Origin of the sequence: Pseudomonas sp. FP453 (genome assembly GCF_030687495.1) — a bacterium.
Taxonomy (GTDB): Bacteria; Pseudomonadota; Gammaproteobacteria; order Pseudomonadales; family Pseudomonadaceae; genus Aquipseudomonas.
The window spans coordinates 5121681-5144512 of record NZ_CP117435.1 but is presented as its reverse complement, the minus strand read 5'-3'; the positions used below and the strand labels follow the sequence as shown (position 1 = coordinate 5144512).

21 protein-coding genes are annotated in these 22832 nt (G+C 63.8%); 8 read left to right on the top strand and 13 right to left on the bottom strand.

What is annotated here, in order from left to right:
- The first annotated feature begins 125 nt into the window (after positions 1 to 125).
- Positions 126 to 3368 (top strand): tetratricopeptide repeat protein, encoded by a 3243-nt coding sequence (locus PSH87_RS23365; protein WP_305431290.1) that lies wholly within the window; start codon positions 126 to 128, stop codon positions 3366 to 3368.
- A gap of 141 nt (positions 3369 to 3509) precedes the next feature.
- Here PSH87_RS23365 and PSH87_RS23360 read toward each other — a convergent pair whose 3' ends face one another.
- The 13 genes from PSH87_RS23360 to fliE all read right to left on the bottom strand — a co-directional run bounded on the left by PSH87_RS23360 (position 3510) and on the right by fliE (position 15734).
- Complete coding sequence (locus PSH87_RS23360; protein ID WP_305431289.1) at positions 3510 to 4202, bottom strand: RNA polymerase sigma factor FliA; 693 nt, start codon at positions 4200 to 4202, stop codon at positions 3510 to 3512.
- Positions 4203 to 4423: 221 nt separating this feature from the next.
- Positions 4424 to 4825 carry a hypothetical protein gene (locus tag PSH87_RS23355; protein ID WP_305431287.1) on the bottom strand — a complete coding sequence of 134 codons (402 nt, stop codon included), beginning with the start codon at positions 4823 to 4825 and terminating at the stop codon, positions 4424 to 4426.
- Complete coding sequence (locus PSH87_RS23350; RefSeq protein ID WP_305431285.1) at positions 4818 to 6530, bottom strand: flagellar biosynthesis protein FlhF; 1713 nt, start codon at positions 6528 to 6530, stop codon at positions 4818 to 4820. Before PSH87_RS23350 ends, PSH87_RS23355 begins: the two co-directional genes overlap by 8 nt.
- A complete protein-coding gene (gene flhA, locus PSH87_RS23345) occupies positions 6527 to 8623 on the bottom strand; it encodes a flagellar biosynthesis protein FlhA (RefSeq protein ID WP_305431283.1) in 2097 nt (698 codons plus the stop codon). The genes PSH87_RS23350 and flhA overlap by 4 nt, the downstream gene beginning before the upstream one ends.
- Complete coding sequence (gene flhB / locus PSH87_RS23340; protein ID WP_305431281.1) at positions 8620 to 9789, bottom strand: flagellar biosynthesis protein FlhB; 1170 nt, start codon at positions 9787 to 9789, stop codon at positions 8620 to 8622. Before flhB ends, flhA begins: the two co-directional genes overlap by 4 nt.
- A 195-nt stretch (positions 9790 to 9984) precedes the next feature.
- Complete coding sequence (gene motB / locus PSH87_RS23335) at positions 9985 to 10827, bottom strand: flagellar motor protein MotB (protein ID WP_305431279.1); 843 nt, start codon at positions 10825 to 10827, stop codon at positions 9985 to 9987.
- Entirely contained in the window at positions 10824 to 11684 is an 861-nt protein-coding gene (gene motA / locus PSH87_RS23330) for a flagellar motor stator protein MotA (RefSeq protein ID WP_207041687.1), read from the bottom strand. The genes motB and motA overlap by 4 nt, the downstream gene beginning before the upstream one ends.
- A 212-nt stretch (positions 11685 to 11896) precedes the next feature.
- On the bottom strand, positions 11897 to 12463 hold the full coding sequence (gene flhC, locus PSH87_RS23325; RefSeq protein WP_017735859.1) for a flagellar transcriptional regulator FlhC: 567 nt from the start codon (positions 12461 to 12463) through the stop codon (positions 11897 to 11899).
- A 3-nt stretch (positions 12464 to 12466) separates the two neighbouring features.
- Positions 12467 to 12802, bottom strand: a complete 336-nt coding sequence (gene flhD, locus PSH87_RS23320; RefSeq protein WP_017735858.1) for a flagellar transcriptional regulator FlhD — start codon at positions 12800 to 12802, stop codon at positions 12467 to 12469.
- Positions 12803 to 13132: 330 nt separating this feature from the next.
- Positions 13133 to 13504, bottom strand: a complete 372-nt coding sequence (fliT, locus tag PSH87_RS23315) for a flagellar protein FliT (protein ID WP_017735857.1) — start codon at positions 13502 to 13504, stop codon at positions 13133 to 13135.
- 2 nt (positions 13505 to 13506) lie between these two features.
- On the bottom strand, positions 13507 to 13908 hold the full coding sequence (gene fliS / locus PSH87_RS23310) for a flagellar export chaperone FliS (protein WP_017735856.1): 402 nt from the start codon (positions 13906 to 13908) through the stop codon (positions 13507 to 13509).
- A 22-nt stretch (positions 13909 to 13930) separates the two neighbouring features.
- A complete protein-coding gene (gene fliD / locus PSH87_RS23305; RefSeq protein WP_305431277.1) occupies positions 13931 to 15340 on the bottom strand; it encodes a flagellar filament capping protein FliD in 1410 nt (469 codons plus the stop codon).
- 79 nt (positions 15341 to 15419) lie between these two features.
- Positions 15420 to 15734, bottom strand: a complete 315-nt coding sequence (gene fliE, locus PSH87_RS23300) for a flagellar hook-basal body complex protein FliE (protein ID WP_017735854.1) — start codon at positions 15732 to 15734, stop codon at positions 15420 to 15422.
- A 182-nt stretch (positions 15735 to 15916) separates the two neighbouring features.
- On the opposite strand from fliE, the gene fliF reads away from it, so the two are divergent.
- From fliF to PSH87_RS23265, 7 genes are all read left to right on the top strand, one after another.
- The gene (gene fliF, locus PSH87_RS23295) at positions 15917 to 17626 is read left to right on the top strand and encodes a flagellar basal-body MS-ring/collar protein FliF (RefSeq protein ID WP_305431274.1); all 1710 of its coding nucleotides are present in this window, start codon (positions 15917 to 15919) and stop codon (positions 17624 to 17626) included.
- The gene (fliG, locus tag PSH87_RS23290; RefSeq protein WP_017735852.1) at positions 17619 to 18617 is read left to right on the top strand and encodes a flagellar motor switch protein FliG; all 999 of its coding nucleotides are present in this window, start codon (positions 17619 to 17621) and stop codon (positions 18615 to 18617) included. The genes fliF and fliG overlap by 8 nt, the downstream gene beginning before the upstream one ends.
- Positions 18610 to 19287, top strand: coding sequence for a flagellar assembly protein FliH (locus PSH87_RS23285; RefSeq protein WP_305431272.1), 678 nt, complete (start codon positions 18610 to 18612; stop codon positions 19285 to 19287). Before fliG ends, PSH87_RS23285 begins: the two co-directional genes overlap by 8 nt.
- Positions 19284 to 20630 (top strand): flagellar protein export ATPase FliI, encoded by a 1347-nt coding sequence (fliI, locus tag PSH87_RS23280; RefSeq protein ID WP_305431270.1) that lies wholly within the window; start codon positions 19284 to 19286, stop codon positions 20628 to 20630. The genes PSH87_RS23285 and fliI overlap by 4 nt, the downstream gene beginning before the upstream one ends.
- 19 nt (positions 20631 to 20649) lie before the next feature.
- Entirely contained in the window at positions 20650 to 21120 is a 471-nt protein-coding gene (fliJ, locus tag PSH87_RS23275) for a flagellar export protein FliJ (protein ID WP_305431269.1), read from the top strand.
- 8 nt (positions 21121 to 21128) lie between these two features.
- A complete protein-coding gene (locus PSH87_RS23270; protein WP_305431267.1) occupies positions 21129 to 22250 on the top strand; it encodes a flagellar hook-length control protein FliK in 1122 nt (373 codons plus the stop codon).
- 123 nt (positions 22251 to 22373) lie between these two features.
- Positions 22374 to 22832 carry a flagellar basal body-associated FliL family protein gene (locus PSH87_RS23265; RefSeq protein WP_305431266.1) on the top strand — a complete coding sequence of 153 codons (459 nt, stop codon included), beginning with the start codon at positions 22374 to 22376 and terminating at the stop codon, positions 22830 to 22832.

Here is a 22832-nt window from a genome sequence, read left to right as displayed (position 1 = left end):
CCCTTTTTTTATGCGCGCAATCCCCGGTAATCACCCTGCTGGGGCGGGTTTATCCGGGCTTTGGTGGAGGGGGTGTCGCGCTAGCATTCCCGCAGACTATTTATCCACAAGGCGAATGCCCGTTCATGTCCAAACCCCAGCGCCCCAAGACCCCGCAAGGGTGGAAAGACCTCGGCAACCAACAACTGCGCAGCGCCCCCGAGCAAGCCCTGGCCAGTTTCGAGCAGGCCTTGCGCCTGCTGCCAGACGAGCCCCAGGCCCTGGAGCTGGTCGCCAAGACCGCACAAAAGCTCGGCCAGGCGGATCGCGCCCTGGAGCTGGTGCTGAAAGCGTTGGCGATAGCCCCGGATTTCGCCATCGGCCATCACCGGCTGGCCACGTTGTACTTCGAGAAAGGCCAGTTCGCCCTGGCCCTGGCGCATGTGCAACAGGCACTGGAACTGGCGCCGCAGGATTGCCGCATGCTGTCGCGCCAAGGCTTGATCCTCAACCGCCTGGAGCGCCACGGTGAAGCCATCGCGGTGTTCGAAAAGCTGATCGAGCGCGAGCCCGGCGACTACAGCCACTGGAACAACGCCGCCAACCTGTACAAGGACATCGGCCAACTGGGCAAGGCCGACACCTACTACCAAAAGGCCGTGGCCCTGGCCAAGCGCAAGGACGTGCTGCCGTACTCCAACCGCCTGACGTCATTGCACTACGACCCCGAGCGCAGCCGCGATTACATCTTCGCCGTGTGCAAGGAATGGCAATCGCGCTTCGGCCCCAAAGTCGTGCCGCCACGCCCCGAGACCGACAAAACCCCCAACCGCCGCCTGCGCATCGGCCTGGTCTCCGATGGCCTGCGCCAGCACCCGGTGGGCAATATGATCGTCGGCGTGCTGGAAAAACTGCCGCGCCACCGCTTCGAGCTGTTCGCCTACAGCACCAGCCAGGTCTGCGACCACCTGACCCGGCGCATCCAGGCCAGGGTGCAGCAGTGGCTGGCGATCAAGCATATGGACGACCAGGCCCTGGCCCAGCGTATCCGCGAGGATCGCATCGATATCCTGATCGACCTCTGCGGCCACAACGCCGGCAACCGCATGGGCGCCATGGCCTTGCAGCCGGCGCCGTTGCTGGTGAAGTGGGTCGGCGGCCTGATCAACACCACCGGCCTGGACGCCATCGACTACCTGCTCACCGACCGCATCGAATCCCCCGTGGGCGAGGACGCGTACTACACCGAAAAACTCATCCGCCTGCCCGACGACTACATCTGCTACGACCCGCCGCCGTACACGCCAGATATCCGGCCGTTGCCCGCGCTGGCCAACGGTTACATCACCTACGGCTGCTTCAACAACCCGACCAAGATCAACGACCAGTTGCTGGCGCGCTGGGCCGAGGTGATGCGCGCCACGCCGGACTCGCGCCTGCTGCTCAAGGGCGGCGCGTTCGGCAACCGCGAGTTGCGCGGCCATGTGCACGGCTTTATGGCGGCCCAAGGCATTGCCGAAGAGCGTGTGCTGATCGAGGGCCCGGTGGGCCACAAAACCCTGCTCGACACCTATAACCGCATCGACATCGCCCTCGACCCGTGGCCGTATTCCGGCGGCCTCACCACCTGCGAAGCCTTGCTGATGGGCGTGCCGGTGGTGACGTTCCCCGGCCCGACGTTCGCTGGGCGCCACTCGGCCACGCACCTGATCAACGCCGGGTTGCCGGAATTGGTGGTGCACAGTTGGGAGCACTATCAGCAGCGCGTGATCGAATTGGCCAGCGACCTCGACAGCCTCACGCGTATTCGCAGCCATCTGCGCGAAGTGCTGATGGGCTCGCCGGTGTGCGACAGCCAGCGGTTTGCCAACCACTTCGATACGGCCCTGCGCGCCATCTGGCAGCGCTATTGCGAGAACACACCGCGCGCCGCGTTGACGCTGGACGCGCAAGGGCAGGCCCGTTTCGACGGTGACGACGCTGCCGTCGCACTGCAACACCCAGCCAGGCCGCCAGAGGACGAAGGTTTCCGCTTCACCTTCCAGGGCAAAATCGTGACCCTCGACCACGGCGGTACGTTGATCGCCTCGGCGCAGTTCGTCGCCCTGCAAAAAATGGCGGCGTTTTCCACCGTCGCCTTCGACCCCGCCAGCCGCATCAGCAATGCGCGGCAACTGGCCCAGCTCGGTGAGTTGCACTACTACCCCCACGCCGCGCTGGGCAATGGTCAGCCGGCCACGCTGTATGCCTGCCTCGATCCGAGCCTGAGCGCCACGCTGGCCCCGCTGGCGGCTGCAAATGTGCTGGCCAAACTGGCGTTGCCGACCCTCAAGCTGGACGCGATCAACGGCCTGCCCGCGGTGGATTGGCTCTTGCTCGACAACCTCAACGACAGCCTCGCCGTGATCGACCACGGCCAGCGCAGCCTCGCCGAGACGTTGTTGGTGCAGGCCCGGGTCAACTTCGCGCCGACCCATGACCAGCAGGCCGATGTAGGCTTGATCAGCCGCTGCCTGGCCCGGCGTGGCTTCAGTTTTTACCGCCTGAACAACTTGCAGCATCAGCCGCAGACCTCCCACCTGGTGTGCGCCGACGCGCTGTTTCTGCCGGATGCCACGCGCATGGCGGTGCTGTCGGATAACCAGCGTTTGAAGCTGGCGTTCCTGTTGCACACGGTCTACGCCGCCCACGATGTAGCGGGTGAACTGCTCAAGGCCATCGACGCTGACCTGGCCGCCCAGTACCTCAAGCACTGCCAGAACCCGCAGCTGCCGGAATTGCCCCGCGAGCCCATGGAGGAACCCCAGGTCACCTTCCCGGCAGACGTCGCCGCGTACGTCAAAACCCTCTACACCCAGGCCTCGGTGATCCTTGAATACGGCAGCGGCGGCTCGACCCTGCTGGCGGCGAACCTGCCGGACAAAACCGTGATCGCGGTGGAAAACGACGCCCATTGGGCCGCAGACATGCAAACCTGGATCGCCAACGCCACGCTGCCTTCACGGCCACTGATCTACCCGGTGAACGTCGGCGAAACCGGCAAATGGGCCCGCCCGAAAAACGCCCGGCACTGGAAGAAATTCCACACCTACCCGTTGAAGGTCTGGGATGAACCGTTCTTTGAGCAGCCGGATGTGATCCTTATTGATGGGCGCTTTCGCATCGCGTGTTTTGTGACGGCATACCTGCGGGCGACCAAGCCGATGATCGTGCTGTTCGACGATTATCGGGATCGGCCGCACTACCATGTGGTGGAACGCTTGGTGAAACCCAGCGAGTTTGTCGGGCGCATGGCGCGGTTTGATCTGCAACCGCTGATCCATCTGCCGCGTGAGGAATTGACCTGGCTGGTAGCGAGCTTCAACGAAGTGGCCTACGCCGAAGCCTGATTTGAAATGCAATCCAAATGTGGGAGCTGGCTTGCCTGCGATGACGGTGGGTCAGCTAAATAGTTGTTGGCTGATACACCGCCATCGCAGGCAAGCCAGCTCCCACATTTTGATCGCTGGTGACCTCAGGAATGTGGCGGCCTAGTCCTTCATGCTGACATGCAACCGCGCAATCGCCTGGGCATGCAACTGACACACCCGACTCTCACTCACCTCCAACACCACCCCAATCTCACGCAAGTTGAGCTTCTCGTGATGACACAGCGCAAGCAGCAGCCGCTCCCGCGCGGGCAGGGCGTCGACGGCGCGGGTCAGGTCGGCGCGGTTGCGTTCGTTGAGCAGTTCGGCAAACGGGGTTTGCAGGCGCGAGCTGGAGCCTTCGCTGTGTTCTTCATCGATATCGTCGAAGGGCAGCATCTGGCTGCCGTTGGTGTCGTCGAGCACCTTCTGGTAGTCGGCCAGCGTCAGGCCCATGGCCGAGGCCACTTCACGCTCCTTGGCCGGGCGGCCGAGGTGTTGTTCGACGCGGTGCATCGCCTCTTCCACCGCTCGCGCATTGCGCCGCACGCTGCGCGGCACCCAATCGCGGGTGCGCAACTCGTCGATCATCGCCCCGCGAATGCGCTGGGAGGCGAAGGTGGCGAAGGTCGCGCCAACGTTCAAGTCATAGCGCGTCATGGCATCGAGCAAGCCGATGCTGCCGGCCTGGATCAAGTCGTCCAGTTCAATATTCGACGGCAGCCGGGTCTTCAGCCCGAGCGCCTGGCGCCGGACCATGGGCAGGTACTGCTGGAGCACTTCCTGCTGGTTTATCTTGCCCTGTGCCGTATACATCGTGTGCGCCTGCGAAAGACAGAAAATCCACGGGATTATTACTGCTGAGGGGGGGCGCTTAAGCGTCGAACAGCCTCGTGCCGAATGACATATTCCCTGCTTAGCGCAATTCCAATGTGGGAGCTGGCTTGCCTGCGATGGCGGTCTGTCAGTTGATAAATGTGTTGCCGACCCACCGCTATCGCAGGCAAGCCAGCTCCCACACAAGCCAGTTTCCACAGTTAGGTTTCATTGATCAGTAGTAGGCGCACGCCGAGATACCGCTGCGCGGCTTCGCGCAAGTTGCTGAGCAAACCTTCCTGGGGCAAACCTGAGTGCAACGCCAACACCTGCCCCGGCCCGCCATAGTCATGCAACAGGCTCAAGGTATTGAACGCCCGCTCAAACGCCCCCAAGTCGCTGCCTACCCAAATCCCCCAGCGCGATTGCGCCCACTCGGGCTGATACTTATCCACAGCCCGCACCCGCCAGCGCGCCGGGTCACCGACCCAGCGCTGGCCTTGCCGATGCCAACGCGCCAACGCCTGTTGCGCCAGTAGCGCTTCGGGCGCCGCGCCGAACAGCAGCAGCGTGCGCTGATTGAGTTGGGCCCACTGGCGCAACCCCGCGGCCTGGTCATGCATGCTCGAAGCTGTCCATGACGGCGGCCAGGTGCAGCAACCCTTCAAGGATTTCCCGCGCCTGCCCACGGGGCTTTTTCGGCAGTAACCCGAGCAGTTGCGCCCGCGCCTGGAACGCCCAGTCATCCGGGGCCTGGACCAGCCGCAAGGCGCTGGCGGCGAAGCCGGCGGCCAGGTAGTGGCGGGGTTCGGCGTGCAGGTGCGGGTGCAGGTCGAGCAGCCGCGTGGAACCGCGTGCGGTCAGGTCGGCCAGTTCGTCCTGTTTCAGTTGGTGCAGCAGTTCGGCGGCCTGTTCATGCAGCGCGTATTGCTCCTCGACCAGCCAATAGCGCTGGCTCAGATGCTGGCCGCTGTGACTGTCTTGCAAGGTGGCGAACCAGGCGCGTACAGCGCTGCCTTTAAAGGCCACCGGCAGATGGCTCAAGGTCACCCGCGCAGGGCGGTTGCGGTAGCGCAATGCGCGGATGCCGAAGCATTCGCCACGCTTGGCGAGAGTGCCCAGGGGATGTGACTGCGCTTCAAACACCGCCCGCTGGCTCGCCTTGCCGGACGTGATCCACGCAGCGCTCGACGGCGCTGGCGGCTCGCCGAGAAAACCCTCCCAACACGCCTGCGGCTGCGCCATCAACGGCCAGACCTGCACCAGCAAGGCAAAGCCCTCGACGTGCGTGATCAGGCTGTCGCGCAAGGCCAGCAGCGCCTTGCGCTGGCCCAAAAGGCTGCGCGCCAGGGCGTCGAGGTGCGGGCGGGTGGCAGTGGCGGGGGGCGCAGCAAACCGCGACGGCCGGGAAATATCCAGTGCCTGCTGCAAGAACGCCGACGCGCCGGGCAGTTGCAAATCTTCCGGCACTTGTTGGCCTGTGGATAAGTAATTCAGGCGCAAGCGGTGGCGCATCACGGTCTCCAGCACGGGCCCCAAGCGCGTCGCCTCGTCGCACTTGCTGATGATGCAATCGTCCAGCCGACACCCGGCCGCCTGCGCGGCCTCACGGTAGGTGTGCACCACTTCATCCAGGGTGTCGCCGTGGCTGGCGGCATTGAGCACCAGCATCAGGCGCACGCCGCGCAGTTGCTGGATGTGCGCGAGCAAGCGTTGATCGCGCTGGCTCATGCCCACGGTGTCGATGATCACCAGGCGCTTGTCGGCCAAGCGGCTCAGCAGCGGATCGAGCGCAGCCTGCGGCGCCAGCGTGTGCAGTTCGACGCCGAGCAATTGCGCATAGATATTCAGCTGCTCATGGGCGCCGACCCGAAAACTGTCGGTGGTCACCAGCGCCACATCGCCCGGACCCTGGCGCATCACATACCGCGCCGCCAACTTCGCCGTGGTGGTGGTCTTGCCCACGCCGGTCGGCCCGACCAGGGCAATCACCGTGGGCGCCTGGAACAGCTCGGCTTCATCGCCCAACAGGTTCAATTGACTGTCGAGGCGTTGCATCAGCCAGGCCTTGAGGCGTGCCGGCGTGGCATCGGGCAAGTGCGCGGGCGTGCGGCCCAGCACGTCTTCGCTGAAACCGGCGCTGAAGCCCGCTTCCAGCAGCCATTCCAGCAACGGCGGCGCGCTCGCGGTTTCTTCGCCCTGGGCCATGATCTCCACGCCCGCGTCGGTCATGCGGCTGGACAGGATCAACGCGTCTTCGCCCAAGGCCGCGCGCACCTGGTTCATCGCCTCGCGGCTGTTGGCGCCGATAAAACGTTGCGCACTCACTTAGGCTTGCCTCCGATCACATGGGTCATGCGCAACGTGCGGTCGTCGGGGATTTCGCTGAGGGCGATCACCGTCAGTTGGCGCAAGCGCCGGCGCAGGAAGCGCGACAGCACCGGGCGCAGCCTGTTGGGCACCACCAGCACCGCGGGTTCGCTGCTGTTTTCCTGGCGCTTGAGGGTCAGGCTGGTCTGTTGCATCAGGTTGTCGGCAAGGCTCGGTTCCAGCGCGCCGCCATTGCCCACGGCCTGCATCAGCACCTGCTCCAGGTTGAAATCCAGGCCGATGACTTTCAGTTCGGCCTGGTTGCCAAACAGCTGGTTGACGATGGAGCGGCCGAGGGCAATGCGCACCACGGCGGTCAGTTCCTGCACGTCTGGCGGTTGCAGCACGCCGCCGTGTTCGGCGAGGGCGTCGAGGATGGTGCGCATGTCGCGGATCGACACGTTCTCTTCCAGCAGGTTTTGCAGCACCCGTTGCAGCACCGTCAGCGTCACCAGCTTGGGCACCACTTCGTCGATCAGGCCCTTGCTGTCGGGGCCGAGCTTGTCCAGCAGCTTTTGCACTTCGCCACGGCCGAGCATGTCCTTGGCGTGCTGGTGCAGCAGGTGGTTGAGGTGGGTGGCGGTCACGGTGCTTGCATCGACCACGGTGTAGCCGTAGATCTGCCCATGCTCGCGCAGGTTGGCGTCGATCCAGATCGCCGGCAGGCCAAACGCCGGGTCCACTGCCGCCGTGCCTTCCAGGGTGTGGGTGACCTTGCCGGGATTGATCGCCAGCCACTTGCCGGGGAACACTTCGCCACGGCCGATTTCCACGCCCTTGAGGCTGATGATGTAGGTGTTGGCGGCCAGCTCCAGCTTGTCGCGCACATGCACCACGGGCGGCAGAAAGCCCACGTCCTGGGCGAATTTTTTGCGCAGGCTCTTGATGCGCGTGATCAGTTCGCCTTGCTGGCGGGCATCCACCAATTGGATCAGGCGGTGGCCGACGCGCAGGCTCAGGGTGTCGACCAACTGCACGTCGTCCCACGAGGCTTCGCTGCCTTGGGAGGCGGATTTGGGCAACAGCGTTTGGGTGGGCGAGCCTTCCGGCGCCAGCGCTTCTTGCTTGGAAAACCACCAGCCCAAGCCACCCAGCAGCCCGGTCAACAGCAGGAACACCAGGTTCGGCATGCCCGGCACCAGGCCGAGCAAGCCCATGACGCCAGCGGTCATCATCAGCACTTTCGGGCGGCTGAACAGCTGGCCCATCATCTGCTGGCCCACGTCCTGTTCGGTGTTCACCCGCGACACAGTCACACCCGCCGCAATCGAAATCACCAGGCCGGGGATCTGCGCCACCAAGCCATCGCCGATGGTCAACATGGTGTAGGTGTGCGCCGCATCGGCAAACGCCATGCCGTGTTGCAGGATGCCGATGGCCAGGCCGCCGATGATGCACACGCCCATGATCACCAAGCCGGCCACGGCGTCACCGCGCACGAACTTGCTGGCGCCGTCCATGGAGCCGAAGAAGTCCGCTTCCTGGGCCACCTCTTTACGCCGTTGGCGCGCTTGCGGTTCGCCGATCAAGCCGGCGTTGAGGTCGGCGTCGATCGCCATTTGCTTGCCAGGCATCGAGTCCAACGTGAAGCGCGCACCGACTTCGGCGATACGCCCGGCACCCTTGGTGATCACCATGAAGTTGATCGTCACCAGGATCAAAAACAGCGCCAGGCCCACGGCAAAGTTGCCGCCCACGAGGAACTCGCCAAACGCCTCGATCACCTTGCCGGCGGCGTCGGCGCCGGTGTGGCCTTCCATCAGAATCACCCGCGTCGATGCCACGTTCAGCGACAGCCGCAGCAGTGTGGTGAACAGCAGCACCGAGGGAAATGCGGAGAAATCCAGCGGCTTCTCGGTAAGCATACTGACCATCAGCACCATGATCGCCAGGGCGATGTTGAAGGTGAACAGCAGGTCGAGGATGAAGGTGGGCAGCGGCAGGATCATCATCGACAGGATCAGCACGATCAGCACCGGGCCGGTCATGACTTTCAAGTCGGTGGTGGCCAGCCAGGAGTCGGGGCCGAAAAAATCGGTGATGCCTTTCATGCGTTCGGTTCATCCTCAGGTGTCGGGTTGCGCGGGCCGCGCTGGTCCATGCCCGGCGGTACGCTTAGGTTCGCCGGGGTCGGCGGCAGGTCGCCGCCGTGTCCGCTGACGCGCTTGAGGCGGATCGCCCAGGCGACAACTTCGGCGACCACGGTGTACAGCTCGATGGGAATTTCACGGTCCAGATCGACGTGGAAATACAAGGCTCGCGCCAGTGGCGGCGCTTCCAGCATCGGCAGGTGATGCTCGGCGGCGATCTCGCGGATGCGCAGGGCCACGTCGTCCGCGCCCTTGGCCACCACGCGCGGCGCGCCGTTCTTGTCTTTCTGGTAGGACAGCGCCACCGCGAAGTGGCTGGGGTTGGTGACGATCACGTCAGCCTTGGGCACCTTGCTCATCATCCGCCGCCGCGCGCGGGCCTGTTGTACCTGGCGGATCTTGGCCTTGATATGCGGGTCGCCGTCGGCGTTCTTGTGTTCCTGGCGTTGCTCTTCCTTGGACATGCGCAGGTTCTTGGCGTAGGTCCACAGTTGGTACGGCGCGTCCATGCCCACCACAATGATCAGCGCCGCCACGCACATCGCGCAGGCGCTGGCGGTCAGGCTCATCACCGTGGCCAGGGCTTTGGGTGCGGGCATGTTGGGCAAGGTCAGCAATTGGTCGAGATGGCTGTTGAGGAAGCCGTACGCGACGGTGCCGATTAGCGTGGCCTTGGCGACGGCCTTGGCCAACTCCACCAGCACCTGCACCGAAAACAAGCGCGCCAACCCGCTGATCGGGTTGACCCGCGAGAACTGCGGGCGCACCGCCGCCAGGGTAATCACCAGGCCGCCGAGCAAGGCCGGAGCGGCAAGGGCGGCAAAGGTCATCAAGGCAAAAAACGGCGCCAGCGCCAGCAAGGTGTTCTGGCTCAGCTGCCAGAGCACCGTGAGCATGCGCGCGGTGTCGAACAGTTGCGCGCGGTCAAACAGCAACGCCTGTTCCATCACCTGGCCGAGGCTGTCATACAGATGCCCACCCATCAGCCACAGCCCGCCGATGCCGGCCAGCAGCATGACAAAGGTGTTCATTTCGCGGGAACGCGGGACTTGCCCTTCTTCGCGGGCCTTTTCGATGCGGCGCGGTGACGCCGCTTCGGTCTTGTCTTCTTTGCTGGTCTCGGCCATGGCGCCATTGTGCGAGGGCGCGGGGGCGGGCGATCAGGTGAACACCGTGCACAATCCCCCGCTATTCTGTGGCGAGCGCGCTTGTTGTGGCGAGGGAGCTTGCTCCCGCTGGGCTGCGTAGCGGCCCCAAAATCTTGGGAGCGCTTCGCACTCCAGCGGGAGCAAGCTCCCTCGCCACAGGGTTGTACCTGTTCTTCAGGGGGAGGAGGGCTCAGTGCCGAACTCATCCTGGGACAAGATCCGCTCCGCAACCCGACGATCCAGCACGATGATTTCAATGCGCCGGTTGGCCGCGTCGAAAGGCCCTGCACCCTTGAACGGAATGCGATCAGCCATGCCCGACACCCGCAGCAGCTTGTCGGAATCCAGCCCGCCCGGCACCAACTCTTGTCGCGAAGCCTTGGCGCGGTCAGCGGACAAGTCCCAGTTGTTGTAGCCCGCATCGCCACCGGGATAAGGGTGGCTGTCGGTGTGGCCGCTGATCTGGATGCGGTTGGGCAGTTCGTTGAGCACCGGGGCAAAGGTCTTGAGCAGCTTGCGCAGGTACGGCGCGACGTTGGCGCTGCCCAGTTCGAACATCGGGCGTTTGTCGGTATCCAGCAGTTGCACGCGCAGGCCTTCGGGGCTCAGTTCAATCGCGATCTGCTGCTTGAGTTCGCGCAGTTGCGGGTCGCGGTCGACGGCGGCGTCGAGGCGGTGCTTGAGGGATTCCAGGTGGCGGCGTTCTTCGCCGGACAGGCGCGGCGTGTGGCGCAGTTTTTCCCCTTCGACACTGCGCGGGTCAGGGCCGCCGCCGGGGATCGCGCTGGCGCTGTTGGCGCTGCGCTCGCCTTTGCTGATCGCTACCAGCAGCGGCGTGCTGAAGTAGTCGGCGATGGCGTCCTTGTCGTTCTTGCTCGCGTTGGACAGCACCCACAGCACCAGGAACAGCGCCATCAGTGCGGTCATGAAGTCGGCGAAGGCGATTTTCCAGGCGCCGCCGTGGTGGCCGTGTTTCGCGGCTTTTTTGCGGCGGATGATGATCGGGCGCTCGCTCATGCGCCGCCGCCGCTGCGCACGTAGGTTTCCAGTTCCAGGGCGCCGGGGCGTTCGCTGCTGTGCAGGGCCTTGCGGCCGAATTCCACGGCCAGTTGCGGCGGCATGCCTTGCACGCTGGCCAGCAGGGTGACGCGGATGCATTGCAGCATCTTCACCGACTCCGCGGCCTGGCGCTCGATGCGGCAGGCCAGGGGCGCGACCAAACCGTAGGCCAGGTAAATTCCGAGAAAGGTGCCGACCAGTGCATGGGCGATCATCTGGCCCATCAGGTCCGGGCCGACGTTGACCGCACTCAACGCCTTGACCACGCCCATCACCGCCGCAACGATGCCGAACGCTGGCAGGGCATCGCTGACTTTATAGAGTGCATCCGAGGGCAGGCTGGCTTCGTGTTCGAACGCCTCGATCTCGTGCAGCATCAATTCGTCGAGTTCATGGGCCTGCATTGCGCTGCTCACCAGCAGGCGCAGGTAGTCGGTGAGGAACAGGATGATCAACGGGTCGCTGACCAGCCGCGGATAGGGCGCAAACACCGCGCTTTGCGCCGGGTCTTCAATGTCCCGCTCCAGTGACAGCATGCCCTCGCGGCGCGCCTTGCTGAGCAGGCCGTACATCATCGCCATCAGCTCCAGGTACAAGCGTTTGTCGTAGCGGGTGCTGCGTTTGAAGCGCGCGATGGCGCCGAACGTGGCGCGGATCGCCTTGCCATTGTTGGCCGCAATAAACGCCCCGACGCCGGCACCGCCGATCATCAACAGCTCCATCGGCTGGTACAGCGGGCCGAGGCTGCCACCGGACAGGACGAAGCCCCCGAACACCGACAGCAGTACAGCGATAAGCCCGGATACGATGAGCACGTGGTCGTTTCCTTATATTCAAGCAATGGGTGACTGGCTGAATATCGGCAACGGGGATGGGTGAATTGAGAGGTTCTTCGATCCCAAGAACACCAAAAATCCAATGTGGGAGCTGGCTTGCCTGCGATAGCGGTGTATCAGCTGGCATTTGGGTGGCTGACCCACCGCCATCGCAGGCAAGCCAGCTCCCACATTTAAAAGCAGCAGCGGTCTCAGGCTTTGCGCATGGGCGGCAGGTTGGCGAGCAGCTGCGCATCGATATCCCGCCGCTTCAAAGTCTTGCCCGCCCGCGACGGCGGCTGGCAGATGCCGCACACATAGTGCTGTGCCGGCGCATGGGAGTGCGCCACAAACTCACCGGAGCAACACGAGCAACGGATCAATTCCAGCATGTCGCTTTCAAAGAACCGCACGAGGGTCCAGGCCCGGGTCAGGCCCAGCACCAGCTCGCCTTCCTGGTCGCCGACCTGTTCCAGGTACAGGCGATAGGCTTTGACGAAGGCATCGATGCGATGCCCGCCAATTTCCATGAGGCTGCGGTAAATGCCGTAGAACAGTGACGAATGAATATTCGGCAGCCACGTCACGAACCAATCGGTGGAGAAGGGCAGCATGCCCTTGGGTGGGGAGGCGCCTCGTACTTCCTTGTAGAGTCGGATCAGGCGGCCTCGGCTGAGCGTGGTCTCCGTTTCCAGCACCTGCAGCCGTGCACCCAGCTCAATCAGTTCGATGGCCAGTTGCACTTGCTGCATTTCGGTGACCAGGCTTTTGTCTGACATGGGTCAGCCTTCCCCGATGCGCAAGTCGCCGGTGCGATCCGCCGCAGCCATCAGCAGCGCGGAGTGGATCTCGACCATGCCCAGTTCGCGGGCGTTGCCCAGCACTCGGGACAAGCGATCAGTCTCTTCAAATACCGGGCGACAGATCAACTGGTTGACCCGTGCCAGTTGGGTCATTTGCTTGCTGCTGAGTTTGGTCAGCAGGTCGGCCATGGGTTCGCTGAGTTTCAGGCGGAAAATCGCGATCTCGCGATCTTTGCGCAATAGGTTTTGTGCCAGTAATAAATAGGACAGGTTCAGGTCCTGGATGTCTTCAAGCTCAGTGTTGGTATTTGGCAACTTTCTACCCCTCCCGTTGGGTACTACAGTTCGGCACGCCTAATGGCATGACCTCTGGCAGACAGTGCTGCAAATCGACAAGTACTAAAGTCAGGCTTTTGGGTTGTACAACGAGTGCCTGGATGTAGCGTTATTCGGTTATTCATGCTCCCGACCATCCGCTAGCTGGCCGTGAATACCGGTTTTTTTTAATTTTTTCTAAAGTATTAAGTACGCCGTACGATAACAGACTGAGGAATGATATTTCTTGTCTGTTTTCAGTGTTTTAGCCTACCTCAAAGATATTTTCACACTTATGTGTCGCCCGTAGATGCAGCGTGTAGGTGTTTGTTATTTCTTTCGATACAAATAATGGCTTATTGGTATCACTTGATTGGAAGATGCACCATAGGCGTTGTTTAGATTGCTCTTGCGCCGATTGATTTGCATCAACTCGCCGAGGTCATTTTGTCGCGCATGCAAGAACCCGTTAACTTGCTCTTCGAGCGCGAGGATCTGGCTGAGTAGTTCAAGTTTGTATTGCTGGCCGCTGGCATCCAGGTCAACTTGGTCTTGCGCGCGGCGCAAGTAAGCGGCGTCAATCAAACCCTGGGACTTTAGCGCGAAGATACCGTCCCAGTCGGCGTGTTTGGCGCACTCCAGCAAACGTTGTGATTGTTCGAGCAGTTGTTCGTAGGCCGCGATCAGTTGTGATTGCATCATTTCTACTGCGCTTCCTCGGTCTGCGTGCCAATCGCCCGCCAGGCTGCGGCGACATTCTCCAGCAACTCGGCGGCCGTGTTCAGCGCGGCATCGTCATTGTTCAAGTTCGCGCGCAGCAGCAGGCGAACCACGTAGTCGTAGAGTTGGTCCAGCTGGGCGGCAATCTCGCCGCCTTGTTCCAGGTTCAGCGAGCCACGCAAACCCTGGCTCACCAGGTTGATCGCCTTGGTGATGGCCTGGCCTTTTGCGGCGATATTGCCGGCCTGCAAGTGCAGGCGCGCGATGCGCAGCGTGGCCTGGTAACTGTCGAACAGCATCACGATGTGCTGGTGGGGTGAGGCCGCCAAAATGCCGCTTTCCACGCCCACCTTGGCGTAGGCATTCGCGTCTCGATAGGCGTTCATCTCATGTGCTCCGGGTGGGTCATCAGCTGTCGCTGTTGAGGGCGTCGAACTGGGTGGTGAGGTAGTCCGCAGTCGAGCTGAGCGACGCGATCAGGGTGTCGAGTTGGGTGAACTGCTCGGTCCAGCGCGCCATTTCGGAGTCGATCAGCGCCTGTTTTTCGTCGTAGCGGTCTTCCAGTTGCTCCAGCTTGGTCGCCAGGCTGTCGGTGCGCGCCACGATCAGGCCGTCGTCTTCGTCCAGGTAGGTGTCGAGGTCGGTGGTCATCTGGCCGATGAAGCCGGACGTGCCATCGGTGCCGACAAAGAACTCGGAGACGCCATCGATGTTGTCGGTGATCGCGCTGGTCAGGGTGTCTTCGTCGATCAGCAAGGTGCCGTCGACTTCCAGGGAAATACCCAGCTGCGACAAATAGCTGAAGGTGCCGCTGCCCACCGCGCTGTACAGGTCGCTGCTGAGTTTGGTGCTGATGCGCCGCGTGGTCGAGTCGCCGAGCAATTCGCCCGCCGTGTCGGCATCAGCGTCGTAGGAAGTGAGGGTGTCGACGGTGGACACGTAGCTGTTATAGGCGCTGACGAACGATTCGATGGCGTCGTAGATCGCGTCGGTGTCCTGGGAAATCGTCAGGGTCTGCGAGCTGCCGACGGCGGACAGGTTCAGCGTGACGCCTTGCAACGCGTCTTCGACGGTGTTGCTTTGGCTGGTGACCGAGATGCCATTGATGGTCAGCTCGGCGTCCAGGGCTTCGACGGTCTGGGTCATGTTGCCCGTGCTGCCGTCGTAGCCGAACAGGCTGGAGGCGGTGTCGCTGCTGTCGTCGCCGCTGTAGGTCACGGTCATGGCCGACTCGGTGCCGGTGCTGTCGGAGGTCAAGACCAGGCGGTACGGCGTGCCGGTGCCGTCGTTGACGATAGACGCGGTCACGCCGGCGCCGGACGCGTTGATCGCCGTGCGAATGCCTTCCAGGGTGTTGTTGCTGCTGCTCAGAGTGATCGACACCGCGTCGGCCGTGCCCACTTGCAGGGTCAGGGTGCCGGTGCCGAGGGCCGTGGTCTTGCTCGCGACGCCATCGGTGGTGAGGCTTTGCGCCTGGGCCAGCTGGGTCACTTCCAGCTTGTACGTGCCGGCGACGGCGTCGCTGGTGGTCGCGGCAGTGACGCCGCTGCCAGACAGGCTGGTGGTCAGCGCGGTGTACAGGCTGGAATCGGCCAGGGCTTCCGCGGCCGTTTGCAGTTTGGTCAGGGCGCTGGTCAAGGTGCCGTAGGCGGAAATCTCGGCTTTGACCGAGGTTTCCTGGGTGGTGATGGGCGTCAGCAGGCTGGCTTCCTTGGACTCTTCCAGGCTGGTCAGGATGCTGTCCAGGTCAAGGCCGGAGCCGACCCCGAGAGAGGTAATGGTTGCAGTCGACGAGGTGGTAGAGGTCGTGGTTGCCATGGGTGTGCCTGTCCTGGGGTGCGTTTGAACGCAACATCGGCCAATCGCGGGCCCGTCTTTAGGGGCGCGCCGATTTTTTTCAGACCTGCATCGCCATCACGTCCTTGTAGGCGGTGAGCAGGCGGTTGCGCACCTGCACGCCCATCTGGAACGCGACGCTGGCTTTCTGCGAGTCGGCCATCACATCACTCAGCGACACCGATTCGCTGCCGGCCTGGAACGCGTTGGATTGGCGGGTGGCGGTCTGCTGCAACTGGTTGATGCGCTGCAGCGACGACTGCAACTCGCCGGCAAACCCACCGGCGGGCGCGCTGCGTTGCGCGCTCGCGCCTTCGGCCTGTTCGGCCAGCAGCGACAGTTGTTGCAGGGCATTGGTCAGGGCGGACGGGTTCATGGTGCCGGTTCCACAAGTTGCTATCAGGCCAGCAGGTTAACAAGCCTGACTCCGGGCACATTCGCCCAATTGACCGCAAAAGCAGTGGCTTTTCCGGCCTTTGGCTTTGGCCGTTTTCGCCAGAATGGCCGCCTACTACTGTTACCGGACGCTGCAATGTCTTTCGCACAGGCCCTACCTTCGTGAGTACCGCAGTCCTGGCCAAAGGCGCGCAAAAAAACCTGGCGACCCCGGTCCCTGTCAAACCCCTGGAAGCCTTGACCACGCTGTTCCGCCGCCAACCGCTGGTGCCGTTGCTGATGGCCGCCGCAGCGGTCATCGCGGTGGTGGTCGCCTTGCTGCTGTGGGCGCGCCAGCCGGAATACCGCGTGCTGTTTTCCGGCCTCAGTGAGGCCGACGGCGGGCAGATCATCAGCGAGCTGGACAAGCGCGCCGTGCCTTATCGCCTCAGCGAAGGCGGCAATACCATCCTGGTGCCAGGCGACAAGATGGGCGCGCTGCGCCTGCAACTGGCCGAACAAGGCTTGCCCAAGGGCGGCAGCGTCGGCTTTGAATTGCTCGACAAGCAAGCCTTCGGCGTCAGCCAGTTCGCCGAACACCTCAACTACCAGCGCGGCCTCGAAGGCGAGCTGGCGCGCACCATCGAGTCCCTGGGCCCGGTGGCCAAGGCGCGGGTGCATTTGGTGATGGCCAAGCAATCGGTGTTTGTGCGCGACCGCGAAGCTGCGCGCGCTTCGGTGGTGCTGACCCTGCAACCCGGCCGCGAAGTCGGGCCGAGCCAGACCAGCGCGATTGTGCATCTGGTCACCTCCAGCGTGCCGGAACTGAGCGTGGACGCGGTCACAGTGGTCGACCAGAACGGCCGCCTGCTGTCGCAGACCCATGGGGACAACAGCGGCGTCGACGGCTCGCAACTCGACTATGTGCATGAGATCGAGCGCTCCTACCAGCGCCGTATCGAAGACATCCTCACGCCGCTGCTGGGCAGCCAGAACGTGCACGCCCAAGTGGTCGCCCAGGTGGATTTTTCCAGCCGCGAAAGCACCGCTGAACGCTATGCGCCGAACCAGGACAGCAACGCCGCCGCCGTGCGCAGCAAGCAAACCTCCGAGCATGTGCAGGACGGCGACGATGCCGGCCGTGGCGTGCCCGGCGCGCTGACCAACTCACCGCCCAACACCCCTGCGCCGACCAAGGCCAACGCGCCAACACCCGCAGGTGGCAGCGCGGCGACGCCGGAGGCGAAAACCGCGAAAAGCGCCAGCCAAAGCGAGCGCATGATCAACTACGAGGTGGACCGCAACGTCGAGCACGTCAAGTCCAGCCTGGGCACCCTCCAGCGCCTGACCACGGCGGTGGTGGTCAACTACCGCACGGTGCTCAAGGACGGCAAGCCGACCAGCGAGCCGCTGAGCAAGGACGAACTCGACAGCATCAACAACCTGGTGCGCCAGGCCATGGGCTTTACCGAAAGCCGTGGCGATGCGCTGCAAGTGATCAACAGCCCGTTTGTCGAAGCCGATACCAGCGTCGACGAACAGCCGTGGTGGAAAACCCCCGAAGCCTACAACCTGCTGAGCACCGGCCTGCGCTATCTCGCCGTGGCATTGGCCGCGCTGGCGCTGTGGTGGATCGTGTTGCGCCCGATGCAGCGACGCAACGCGGCGCATACCCAGGCGCTGTTGGCGAACAACGCCGAGCCCGGCACGGCCTTGGTGCCGTCCAGCACCGGCACAAGCCTGGTGGTCGCCGGCCAGGAAAGCGCGCCACACACCTTGCCGCGCAAGTCGGCGGTGTATGAACAGAACATGCAGAGCCTGCAACAGATCGCGGCCGAAGACCCGCGACTGGTGGCCATGATCGTGCGCGGATGGATGAAGAAAAATGACTAGCAAGATCAGCGGTTCGCGGCGCAGCGCCATCCTCTTACTCTCCCTGGATGCGGACAGCGCCGCGGAAGTGTTCAAGTTTTTGCCCAGCGAAGACGTTGAGGCCATCAGCATGGAAATGGCGCGCCTGAGCCAGGTGTCCCATGAAGAAATGCGCCAGGTGCTCGAAGAGTTCATGGACGAGACCGACCAATATGCCGCCATCAATATCCAGACCAGCGACCATATCCGTGCCGTGCTGACCAAGGCCCTGGGCAGCGAACGCGCCGCCAGCCTGATCGACGATATCCTCGAAAGCACCAACACCGGTTCGGGCATCGACAAGCTCAACCTGATGGAAGCCTCGATGGTGGCCGAGATGATTCGCGACGAACACCCGCAGATCATCGCCACCATCCTCGTGCACCTGGAGCGTCACCAGGCCTCGGACATCTTGCAATTGCTGCCGGATCGCCTGCGCAACGACATCATCCTGCGCATCGCCACGTTCAGCGGCGTGCAGCCGGTGGCGTTGCAGGAACTCACCGAAGTGCTTGGCGTGATGCTCGATGGCCAAAGCCTCAAGCGCAGCAAAATGGGCGGTGTGCGCACGGCGGCGGAAATCCTCAACCTGATGAGCTCGGCCCACGAAGAACTGGCCATCGGCACCGTGCGCGAGCACAGCGACGACCTGGCGCAGAAGATCCTCGACGAAATGTTCCTGTTCGAAAACCTTATCGACGTGGACGACCGTGGCATCCAGACCCTGTTGCAACAGGTCGATCAGAACTCCCTGGCCATCGCCCTCAAGGGCTCGCCGCCGGCGCTGCTGGAACGCTTCCTGCACAACATGTCCCAGCGTGCCGGGCAGTTGTTCCGCGAGGACATGGAAGCGCGCGGGCCGATCCGCATGTCGCAGATCGAATCCGAACAGAAGGCCATTCTCGCCGTGGTGCGGCGCTTGTCCGACAGCGGCGACATCGTGACCGCGCGCGGCAACGACACCTATGTCTGACCGTTGGCAACCTTGGCAGATGGACCCGCTGGGCAGCCCGGCGGCGGCCAGCGACGACCCCCACAGCAGCCACCGCGAGCGCCTGCGCAAGCAAGCCTTCCAGCACAAGCTGGAGATGCAGGTGCTGCGCGAAAAAACCATCGCCGAGGCCCAGCAGATCGGGCATGCCCAAGGTGTGGAGCAAGGTTATGCACAGGGCCTGGACGAAGGTCGCCAAGCCGCCGCCGTGGAGTTGCAGCAGCAGAGGGTCGAGACCCTGCAACCGTTGCTGGAGCTGTGCCGCAATTTTGACGACGCGCTGAAAGCCATGGACACGCAGATCGCCCGGCAACTGGTGCGCATCGCCCTGGACGCCGCCGAGCAACTGGCCGGCGAAGCCCTGAACGCGCAGCCGGAACAGGTGCTGGTGTTGGTCAAAAGCCTGCTCGACAGCGACCTGGAACTCACCGGCAAGCCCAAGCTGTGGCTCAACCCCGACGATTTGCAACGCGTGCAGGACAGCCTCGGCGAACAGATCGACGCGGCGGGTTGGGTGCTGCACGCCGACGCGGCGATGCAGGCGGGCGGTTGCCGGGTGGTCAGCGCAGGGGGCGAGCTGGATGCGTCGCGGCCGTCGCGCCTGGCGCTGCTCACTCGCAACGTCGAGCGCGTGTTGGATGAGTTGCCATGAATCCGCATCGCGCGCGCTGGAGCGGTGTGCTCGATACGCTGCACGGCCCAGCCTTGCAGGTCGCGCCGCACCTGCGCAGCGGGCGCATCACCCGCGCCACCGGCATGGTCCTGGAAGCGGTGGGCCTGCGCCTGCCATTGGGCGGGGCGTGTCGCATTGAGCTGGACGGCGTGTTCGCCGAGGCCGAAGTGGTGGGGTTTGCCGGGGACACGCTGTACCTGATGCCGCTCGCGGAAATCCACGGCCTGCAACCCGGTGCACGGGTCTTTGCGGCGGACGAAGGCGGCGGCAATCGCAGTTTTCCGTTGGGCATGGCCTTGCTCGGGCGCGTGCTCGACAGCGGCGGCCAGCCGTTGGACGGGCGCGGGCCGTTGCTCGGTGCCCATCATGCCGGCTTGCATACCCAGCCGCTGAACCCGCTCAAGCGGGCGCCGATTGATCGGCAGATCGACGTGGGCATTCGCGCGATCAACGCCTTGTTGTGTGTCGGGCGTGGCCAGCGCCTGGGCTTGTTTGCCGGTTCCGGCGTCGGCAAGTCGGTGCTGCTGGGCATGATGGCGCGCTACACCCAGGCCGATGTGATCGTGGTCGGCTTGATTGGCGAGCGGGGCCGCGAGGTACAGGACTTTATCGACAATATCCTCGGCGAAGAGGGTTTGCGCCGCTCGGTGGTGGTGGCCGCACCTGCGGATACATCGCCGCTGCAACGCCTGCAAGGCGCGCTGTATGCGACGCGGGTCGCCGAGGATTTTCGCGAGCAGGGCAAGGACGTGCTGCTGATCATGGATTCGCTGACCCGCTACGCCATGGCCCAGCGTGAAATCGCCCTGGCCGTGGGCGAGCCGCCCGCCACCAAAGGTTATCCACCGTCGGTGTTCGCCAAGCTGCCCAAGCTGGTGGAGCGCACCGGCAACGGCCCGCCCGGTGGCGGTTCGATCACCGCGTTTTATACGGTGCTCAGCGAAGGCGACGACCAGCAGGACCCGATTGCCGACTCGGCGCGGGCGATCCTTGACGGGCATATCGTGCTGTCGCGCCAGTTGGCCGAAAGCGGGCATTACCCGGCCATCGATATCGAAGCGTCCATCAGCCGCGCCATGACCGCCATCGCCAGCGACACCCAGCAGCGCAAGGCCAACCAGCTCAAGCAAATGCTCTCGCGGTACCAGCGCAACCGCGACCTGATCAGCGTCGGCGCCTACGCCCAGGGCCACGATGTGCAACTCGACCGCGCCGTGGGGTTGTACCCGCATATCGAGCGCTTCCTGCAACAACGCATTGATGACCGTGCCAGCGTCGACGAGACCCTGCACGGCCTCAGTTTGTTGTTCCCCGGCAACTGACTTTTTCGAGTAATCATCGATGGCTAATCAATCGCTGCACCTGCTGATCGAAATGGCCGCCAAGGCCCGCGACGTCGCGGCCCGTGCCCTGGCGCAGAGCCGCAGCGCCGAGCAGCAGGTGATCAACCAGTTGCGCACCCTCGACCAGTACCAGCAGGAATACCGCCAGAACCTGCAAGTGGAGTTGGCCAACGACGGCATGAGCCCGTCGGCGTTGACCAACTACCGCGGCTTTTTGCAGTCGCTGGAAGAAGCGGTGGAGCGTGCGCAAAAGAGCCTGGAGCGGCATCGCAAGCAAGTCGCCCATCACCAGCTCACGTGGATGGCGCAGTGGCGCAAGGTCAGCTCGATCGAGGCGCTGCTGGCGCGGCGGGCCCAGCAGGAGCAGGTGCTGGCTGGGCGGGTGGAGCAGCGTCAGTGCGATGAACTGGCCAGCCAGCTGCGGCGCCGGGTTGCGGCGTTTCCTTCCTCCATCGATAGCGGTCTTTAAGGAACAGCATGGATATTCTCGCGACGTTAGTGCCGACGGCTGCGCCCGCGCCGGGGGCAGACAATGTTGTCGCCGAGGCGCCGGTGGCGCTGACGGAATCGTTTTCGGCGGTGTTGAGCCAGGTGGTTGCGCCGGTGCCGCAAGCGTTGCCGGTGGTGCAGGCGCCGGTCCCGGTCCCGCCGCCTGTGGCAGTCTCCCCTGCACCCGCTGCGCCGGTCGTCGTGCAAGTGCTGCCCGTGGAAGAGCCCGAGGTTGAGCTGCCGCCCGTGTTGGCGGATGAACCGGTGGCCGAGGTCGAAGTGACAAAGTCAACGAGCGCGGCTGACAGCACCCTTGACGATATCCGCCAGCGCATGGCCCTGATCGAAAGCGCCGGGCAACTGGACGCTTCGGCAGTGATCGTCGCGCCGCCGATTGCGGTCAGCCTGCCGGTACCGCTCAACGTCACACCGACCGCGCCCGAGCCCGTGATCAGCCGCGCGACAACCCAGGTCCCGAGCCTGCCGGTCGCGGCGGAGGATGAGCCCGACACGCCAGAACCGGTGGACCTGCCGGACGCCATGCCCACGTTGGTTGCCACCGTGGCGGAGGCGGTGCCGCAAGTGCGCCCGCAAGCCGATGACCGCCAGCCCGACAATCCGGATTCGCCTGGCGTGTTCAGCCTCGCGCCGGCACCGGCCAGCCCGGTCGCTGCCCCTGTCGCCGACAACGAATTGGTCGTCGCCGCCGTCGTCGGCAGCAGCGACTGGGCGGCCGACCTCGGCCAGCAGATGGTCGATATGGTCAGCCGTGGCGACAGGCAAGTCGACCTGCACTTGCACCCCGCCGACCTTGGCCCGCTGTCCATCAGCCTCGACCTGAACGACGCCACCACCCAGGCGCAGTTCCAGGTCGCCCATGCCTCGGTGCGCGCGGCGGTGGAGCAGGCGTTGCCGCTATTGCGCGAGGCGCTGGCGAGCCAGGGCATTGCGTTGGGGCAGGCGTCGGTCAGCGATCAGTCCTCGCGCGGCAGTGCGCAGCGTGATCCGCAGCCGTCAGCGTTCAGCCGCAGCGACACCTCGCCAGTGGCCGAACCGGTGGTGGTGCAACAGGTCCAGCTGGCCCGTTCGGCGATTGACCTGTACGTGTGAATCCCAAATCAAAACAGCGAGATACCGCCGTTACCCGTGTCTTATCGCGCCATGGGCGGGGCAGGGCGCTGGTCATACTGGCGCCCTGCCTGATCGTTTCCCTTCATTGCATGGTTCCCGCCAATGACCGCCACCCGCAAAACCCCCTGGCTCTTGATTGTGTTGCTGGCGCTGGCCGTCGTCGCCGCAAGTGCCGGTGGTACTTACCTCTACCTGAGCCAGGTGGACGTCGCCAAGGCCGCGCCGGTGGCGAACAAGCCCCAGGCGCCACGCTTGGTCACGGTGGCGCCGATGACGGTGAACCTGTCCAACGAGCGCGATGAACCGAGCCTGTTATATGTGGGGTTCGCCCTGGAAGTCGCCGACGACGCGACCCAAGCCCAACTGACCGACTACATGCCGCAATTGCGCAGCCAGTTGCTGACTCTGGTCAGCGGCCAGGACAGCACGCAGTTGATCACTCCCCAAGGCAAGGCCGCCTTGGCCGCGCGCATCCTCGACGCCCTCAAGCAACCGCTGGCGCCGCAGCAACCCGCCCCCGCGTTGCTGCGCGTGCTGTACACCGACTTTATCGTGCAGTAA

Bases quoted from the DNA above. Each gene is read 5' to 3' on its own strand.
- PSH87_RS23365 (WP_305431290.1), top strand. From the start codon at position 126: ATGTCCAAACCCCAGCGCCCCAAGACCCCGCAAGGGTGGAAAGACCTC.
- PSH87_RS23360 (WP_305431289.1), bottom strand. From the start codon at position 4,202: ATGTATACGGCACAGGGCAAGATAAACCAGCAGGAAGTGCTCCAGCAG.
- PSH87_RS23355 (WP_305431287.1), bottom strand. From the start codon at position 4,825: ATGCATGACCAGGCCGCGGGGTTGCGCCAGTGGGCCCAACTCAATCAG.
- flhA (WP_305431283.1), bottom strand. From the start codon at position 8,623: ATGAAAGGCATCACCGATTTTTTCGGCCCCGACTCCTGGCTGGCCACC.
- flhB (WP_305431281.1), bottom strand. From the start codon at position 9,789: ATGGCCGAGACCAGCAAAGAAGACAAGACCGAAGCGGCGTCACCGCGC.
- motB (WP_305431279.1), bottom strand. From the start codon at position 10,827: ATGAGCGAGCGCCCGATCATCATCCGCCGCAAAAAAGCCGCGAAACAC.
- flhC (WP_017735859.1), bottom strand. From the start codon at position 12,463: ATGTCAGACAAAAGCCTGGTCACCGAAATGCAGCAAGTGCAACTGGCC.
- fliT (WP_017735857.1), bottom strand. From the start codon at position 13,504: ATGATGCAATCACAACTGATCGCGGCCTACGAACAACTGCTCGAACAA.
- fliS (WP_017735856.1), bottom strand. From the start codon at position 13,908: ATGAACGCCTATCGAGACGCGAATGCCTACGCCAAGGTGGGCGTGGAA.
- fliD (WP_305431277.1), bottom strand. From the start codon at position 15,340: ATGGCAACCACGACCTCTACCACCTCGTCGACTGCAACCATTACCTCT.
- fliE (WP_017735854.1), bottom strand. From the start codon at position 15,734: ATGAACCCGTCCGCCCTGACCAATGCCCTGCAACAACTGTCGCTGCTG.
- fliG (WP_017735852.1), top strand. From the start codon at position 17,619: ATGACTAGCAAGATCAGCGGTTCGCGGCGCAGCGCCATCCTCTTACTC.
- PSH87_RS23285 (WP_305431272.1), top strand. From the start codon at position 18,610: ATGTCTGACCGTTGGCAACCTTGGCAGATGGACCCGCTGGGCAGCCCG.
- fliI (WP_305431270.1), top strand. From the start codon at position 19,284: ATGAATCCGCATCGCGCGCGCTGGAGCGGTGTGCTCGATACGCTGCAC.
- fliJ (WP_305431269.1), top strand. From the start codon at position 20,650: ATGGCTAATCAATCGCTGCACCTGCTGATCGAAATGGCCGCCAAGGCC.
- PSH87_RS23270 (WP_305431267.1), top strand. From the start codon at position 21,129: ATGGATATTCTCGCGACGTTAGTGCCGACGGCTGCGCCCGCGCCGGGG.
- PSH87_RS23265 (WP_305431266.1), top strand. From the start codon at position 22,374: ATGACCGCCACCCGCAAAACCCCCTGGCTCTTGATTGTGTTGCTGGCG.